We start from the raw sequence: 5,425 nt of genomic DNA on the forward strand, positions 1-5,425 counted from the left end.
GACGACCTCGGCCCGCGCACACTCCCCACGTACTGACCACGTTCCGCCCGCCACGACCGCCCCCCCCCCCCCCCCCCGCCCCCCCCCCCCCCCCCCCCGCCCCCCCCCCCCCCCCCCCCCCCCCCCCGGGCGGGCCCCCCGCCCCCCCCCCGGCCCGCCGCGCCGGGGGCGGGCCGGGGCGCTCAGTCCTGCGTCAGGCGCACGCACTCGGTGACGACGTCCCGCAGGCTCCCGGTCCGCTCCATCAGCTCGCGCTGCACGCGGGCTCCGGTGCCGTTCCGCAGCAGCTCCGCCACGGCCCGGCGGGCGTGGTCGAGGTCGCCGCTGTCGGCGAGCGCGCCGGCCACGTGGTCCAGCAGCGCGCGCAGCACCGACTCGGCCGGCTGCCGCCGCATGGTCTCCGGGTGCAGCAGCTCCCGCTCCAGCCCCGCCCGGGCGGCCTGCCACGTGGCCAGCCGCAGCAGGGTCACACTGTGGTCGACGGGCTCCCGCCCGGCCCGCCACTCCCGGGCCGCCGTCTCCACCAGGCCCCGGGCGAGCGAGGCGACGAGCCGCGCGGTGCCGGCGTGCAGGCACACGTCGGCGACCCTGATCTCCACCGTCGGATACCGCTCGGACAGCCGGGCGTCGAAGTAGGCCATCTTCTCGTCGAGGATGACGCCGGTCGACACCATGTCGGCCACCCGCCGGTGGTAGCGCTCCGGCGAGCCGAACAGCTCGGTCGGGCCGGCCGACGGCCAGCGGTCCCACACCCGGCTGCGGTAGCTGTCGTAGCTGCTGTCGCTGCCCTGCCAGAAGGGGGAGTTGGCGCTGATCGCCAGCAGCACGGGCAGCCAGGGGCGCACCCGGTCCAGGACCGCGACGCCCTCCTCCTCCGAGTCCACGGCCACATGCACGTGCATGCCGCACACCAGCTGCTCCCGGGTGGCGATGCCGTACTGGTCGGCCAGCCACTGGTAGCGGCGGTTCATGCTGATGGTCGGGCTGACCGGGAGCGGGGAGGTGGCCAGCGCGGCCACCGCGCAGCCGATCTCCCCGGCGTGCCGGGCCGCCTCCTTGCGGCAGCGGACGATCTCCTCGCCGAGTTCGGCCAGGTCCGTGCACGGATGCGTGGCGAACTCCAGCATCTGCCCGTAGAGCTCCTTCTCGAACACGTCCTGGCTCGGGTCGTCCGCCTCGGCCCGGGCGAGCACCGCGGCGGACAGCGCCTTGGGCTCGCCGGTCTCCGGATCGACCAGGAGGAGCTCCTCCTCCACTCCGACGGTCCGCACCTGTCGCCGCCTTCCTGTTCGTGCCGTGACACCGGCCGGGCGCCGGGTCGTACGACCCGACTGCCCCGGGACGGCGGCCGGACACCTGGGTGCGGAGCGCGGATCCGGCGGCCGGCGCGGTGCGGCCGTGCGGCTCAGCCCGGGTACGGCGCCAGCCAGACCGTGGCCAGCGGCGGCAGGGTGAGGCCGAGGCGGCCGTCCTCCGGCTTGAGCGGTTCCGGGTTGGTGACGCCGCTGCCGCCGTAGCGGGCGGCGTCGGTGTTGAGGACCTCGTACCAGGCGGTCACCTCGCCGGGCACGTCGAGACGGTAGTCCTCGCGCACGACGGGCGAGAAGTGCGACACCGCCAGCAGCGGGGTACCGGCCGCGTCGTACCGCAGGAAGGCGTAGACGTTGTCGTCGGCGGCGTCCACGGCCACCCAGCGGAAGCCCTCGGGGCTGGTGTCGCGCTGCCACAGCGCCGGGGTGGCCCGGTACAGCCGGTTCAGGTCGCGCACCAGGTCCCGCACCCCGCGGTGGTCGCCCGCCGCGCAGTACCCGTCCTCGAGCAGCCACCACTCCGGGCCGTGCTTCTCGGAGAACTCGCCGCCCTGGGCGAACTCCTGCCCCATGAACAGCAGTTGCTTGCCCGGGTGGGACCACATGAAGCCGAGGTAGGCTCGCAGATCGGCGCGCCGCTGCCACCAGTCGCCCGGCATCTTGGACACCAGCGCCTGCTTGCCGTGCACCACCTCGTCGTGGGAGATCGGCAGCACGTAGTTCTCGCTGTAGGCGTACACCATCGCGAAGGTCATCTCGTGGTGGTGGTACTTGCGGTGCACCGGCTCCTTGCCCATGTACTGGAGCGAGTCGTGCATCCAGCCCATGTTCCACTTCAGCCCGAAACCGAGCCCGCCGGCGTCCGTCGGCGCGGTCACCCCGCCCCACGCGGTGGACTCCTCCGCGATGGTCACCACTCCCGGCGCCCTGCGGTACACGGTGGCGTTCATCTCCTGGAGGAACGCCATCGCGTCCAGGTCCTCGCGGCCGCCGTACCGGTTGGGCGTCCACTGGCCGGAGTCGCGCGAGTAGTCGAGGTAGAGCATCGAGGCCACCGCGTCCACGCGCAGTCCGTCGATGTGGAACTCCTCGCACCAGTACACCGCGTTCGCGACCAGGAAGTTGCGCACCTCGGTGCGGGCGAAGTCGAACTCGTACGTCCCCCAGTCGGGGTGCTCGGCGCGCTGCGCGTTCCCGGGCTCGTACAGCGGGTCCCCGTCGAAGCGGGCCAGCGCCCAGTCGTCCTTCGGGAAGTGGGCCGGCACCCAGTCCATGATCACCCCGATGCCGGCCCGGTGGCAGGCGTCGACGAGGTACCGGAAGTCGTCGGGGGTGCCCAGCCGCGCGGTCGGCGCGTAGAACCCGGTGACCTGGTAGCCCCAGGAGGGACCGAAGGGGTGCTCGGCGACCGGCATCAGCTCCACGTGGGTGAACCCCAGGTCCCTGACGTACGCGGGCAGCTCCTCGGCGAGCTGACGGTACGTCAGCCCTGGGCGCCAGGACGGCAGGTGCACCTCGTACACCGAGAACGGCGCCTCGTGCACCGGGGTGTCCCCGCGGTGCGCCATCCACTCGGCGTCGCCCCACTCGTGGTGCGAAGCCGTCACGATGGACGCCGTCGCGGGCGGCACCTCGGTGCGGCGGGCCATCGGGTCGGCCTTGAGGAACCGGCCGCCGTACTGCGAGGTGATCTCGAACTTGTACTTCGCGCCCTCAGCGATCCCCGGCAGGAACAGCTCCCACACCCCCGCCGCGCCGAGCGAGCGCATCGGGAACGCCGTCCCGTCCCAGTGGGCGAAGTCGCCGGCCACCCGCACGCCCCGCGCGTTGGGCGCCCACACCGTGAACCGGGTGCCGCGCACGCCCTGGTGGGTCATCGGCTCGGCCCCGAGCGCCTTCCACAGCTGCTCGTGCCGGCCCTCCCGGATCAGATGCAGGTCCAGCTCGCCGAGCGCGGGCAGGAACCGGTACGGGTCGTGCACCTCGTACTCGTCCTGCCCGTAGGCGACCAGCAGCGTGTACGCGGGGATCGCGGTCAGCGGCAGCACGGCCGAGAACAGGCCGTCGCCCTCCGGGACCAGCGGGGTCCGCCCGCCGTCGGTCACCACGCTCACCGCGCGGGCGCACGGGCGCAGCGCCCGGAAGGCGATCCCGCCCGGCACCGGATGCGCGCCCAGCAGCGCGTGCGGATCGTGATGGGCGCCGGACAGCAGGCGCTCACGGTCGGCGGGGTCCAGGGGCGGTGCCGCTCCGATCGCTCCCGCTGCGGGCGGGACGGGTCCGGACGGCTCGGGAAGTGACGTGTCGCGCGGTGCCACCGGTTCAGCCTCCTCTCACGGCGAGACGTTCGATCGCCGCCATCGGTACGGCGAGCCAGTCGGGGCGGTGCCGGGCCTCGTACAGCACTTCGTACACGGCACGGTCCGTCTCGTAGGCCCGCAGCAGGGCGTGCTTCTTGCGGGGGTCCCAGCCGGCCCGGGAGGCGTAGCCGGCGCAGTACGCCTCCCGGCAGCGGCGCGCCCACTCCGGCCGCCAGGGGCGGCGCTGGCGGGCGGCGTAGTCGAAGGAGCGCAGCATGCCCGCCACGTCCCGCACCGGGGACTCGGGGATGCGGCGCTCGGCGAGCGGACGGGACGGCTCGCCCTCGAAGTCGATGACGAACCACTCGCGTCCGGCCCGCAGCACCTGACCCAGGTGCAGGTCGCCGTGGATGCGCTGGGCGGGCGGCCCGGCGTCGCAGCTGGCCAGCGCGGCGAACGCGGTGCGCAGCCGGGTCGCGTACGGCCTGAGCGCGGGCACGCTGTGCGTCGCGGCGTCCAGCCGCTCGGCCATCGCCGCCGCGGTCCGCGCGATCTCCCGGTGCGCGCCCGTCGGGAAGGCGCCGGCCAGCGCCAGGTGCACCTCGGCGGTGGCCTGCCCCAGCTGGTGCGCCTGGGCGGTGAAGTCGTCGCCGGTGGCCAGCGCCCGCAGGGCCAGCGTCCAGCCGTCGGCCGCGTCGCGCAGGAACGGCTGGAGCACACCGAGGGTGGCCGGCTCCGGCCGGGTGGTGCGCAGCCAGGCCACGGGGGCGGGGACGCGGCTGCACCCCTCGCGGGCCAGCGCCCACGGCACCTCCAGGTCCGGGTTGACGCCCGGCTGGATGCGGCGGAAGACCTTCAGGATGAACTCGTCGCCGTACACGATCGAGGAGTTGGACTGCTCGGCGTCCAGCAGCCTGGGCACCAGCCCGCCGGGGATGAGCACGCAGGGGTCCGCCTCGAAGCGCAGCGGGCCCGAGGTGCCCGGGTGCCGCAGCCGTTCCAGCAGCAGCTGCGCCGAGCGCGGGTCGCACAGCGCGTCGTAGACCGCCAGACCGGCCAGCGGGCCCTGGACGGGCCGGCCGATGAAGGCGCGGTGCAGCCGCGGCGCCAGCTCCTGCCGTACGCCCAGCAGCAGCTGGTAGCAGTCGGCGGGCGGCGGCGCGGGCGTGCCGGTGGGGGCGGGGACCGTGCCGTGACCGGTGGGGACGCCCGCGTGTTCGGCGTGGACCAGCAGGTGCAGACAGCCCGGGAACAGCTCCGTCATGGACAGCAGGCGCAGATCGGTGACCGGGCGGTCCTTGCCGGCGAACCACCGCTGGCGGGGCAGCCATTGGCGCAGCAGCGACCCGAGCGAGGCCATGGGGTCGGCCAGGCCCGCGGTGCTCGGCTGGAGGGATGCGGTCTTCGGCATCGTCACGCCTCCTTTCGTCGGCCACACGCTCACACTCGTCTGCCGATCCGGGATGCGACTCGGGTGAGCCGGAACCAGTAGAAGCCGTGACCCGCCAGGGTCAGCAGATAGGGCAGCTCTCCGATGGCGGGGAAGCGCACTCCGCCGATGAGCTCGACCGGATGCCGTCCGTCGAAGGCGCGCAGGTCGAGTTCGGTGGGCTGGGCGAACCGCGAGAAGTTGTTGACGCACAGCACGAGGTCGTCCTTGTACTCGCGCAGGAAGGCCAGCACGGCGGGGTTGGAGGACTGCAGTTCCGTGAACGAGCCGAGTCCGAAGGCGGGGTTCTGCTTGCGGATCTCGATCATGCGGCGGGTCCAGTGCAGCAGCGAGGAGGGCGAGGACATGGAGGCCTCGACGTTGGT

4 protein-coding genes are annotated in these 5,425 nt (G+C 73.9%); all 4 read right to left on the bottom strand.

The features are described from left to right. Positions 1–182 precede the first annotated feature (182 nt). A complete protein-coding gene (locus ACI2LW_RS33490) occupies positions 183–1,271 on the bottom strand; it encodes a glutamate--cysteine ligase (RefSeq protein ID WP_404735032.1) in 1,089 nt (362 codons plus the stop codon). A 134-nt stretch (positions 1,272–1,405) separates the two neighbouring features. Beyond that, positions 1,406–3,628, bottom strand: a complete 2,223-nt coding sequence (gene glgB, locus ACI2LW_RS33495) for a 1,4-alpha-glucan branching enzyme (protein WP_404735033.1) — start codon at positions 3,626–3,628, stop codon at positions 1,406–1,408. Positions 3,629–3,632: 4 nt separating this feature from the next. After that, complete coding sequence (locus ACI2LW_RS33500; RefSeq protein WP_404735034.1) at positions 3,633–5,021, bottom strand: maltokinase; 1,389 nt, start codon at positions 5,019–5,021, stop codon at positions 3,633–3,635. A 29-nt stretch (positions 5,022–5,050) separates the two neighbouring features. After that, a partial coding sequence (locus ACI2LW_RS33505; protein WP_404735035.1) for an alpha-glucosidase C-terminal domain-containing protein occupies positions 5,051–5,425 on the bottom strand: 375 nt, incomplete at its 5' end.

The sequence above is a fragment of the Streptomyces sp. NPDC004065 genome (genome assembly GCF_044903565.1).
Classification (GTDB): Bacteria; Actinomycetota; Actinomycetes; order Streptomycetales; family Streptomycetaceae; genus Streptomyces.

Bases quoted from the DNA above. Each gene is read 5' to 3' on its own strand.
- ACI2LW_RS33500 (WP_404735034.1), bottom strand. From the start codon at position 5,021: ATGCCGAAGACCGCATCCCTCCAGCCGAGCACCGCGGGCCTGGCCGAC.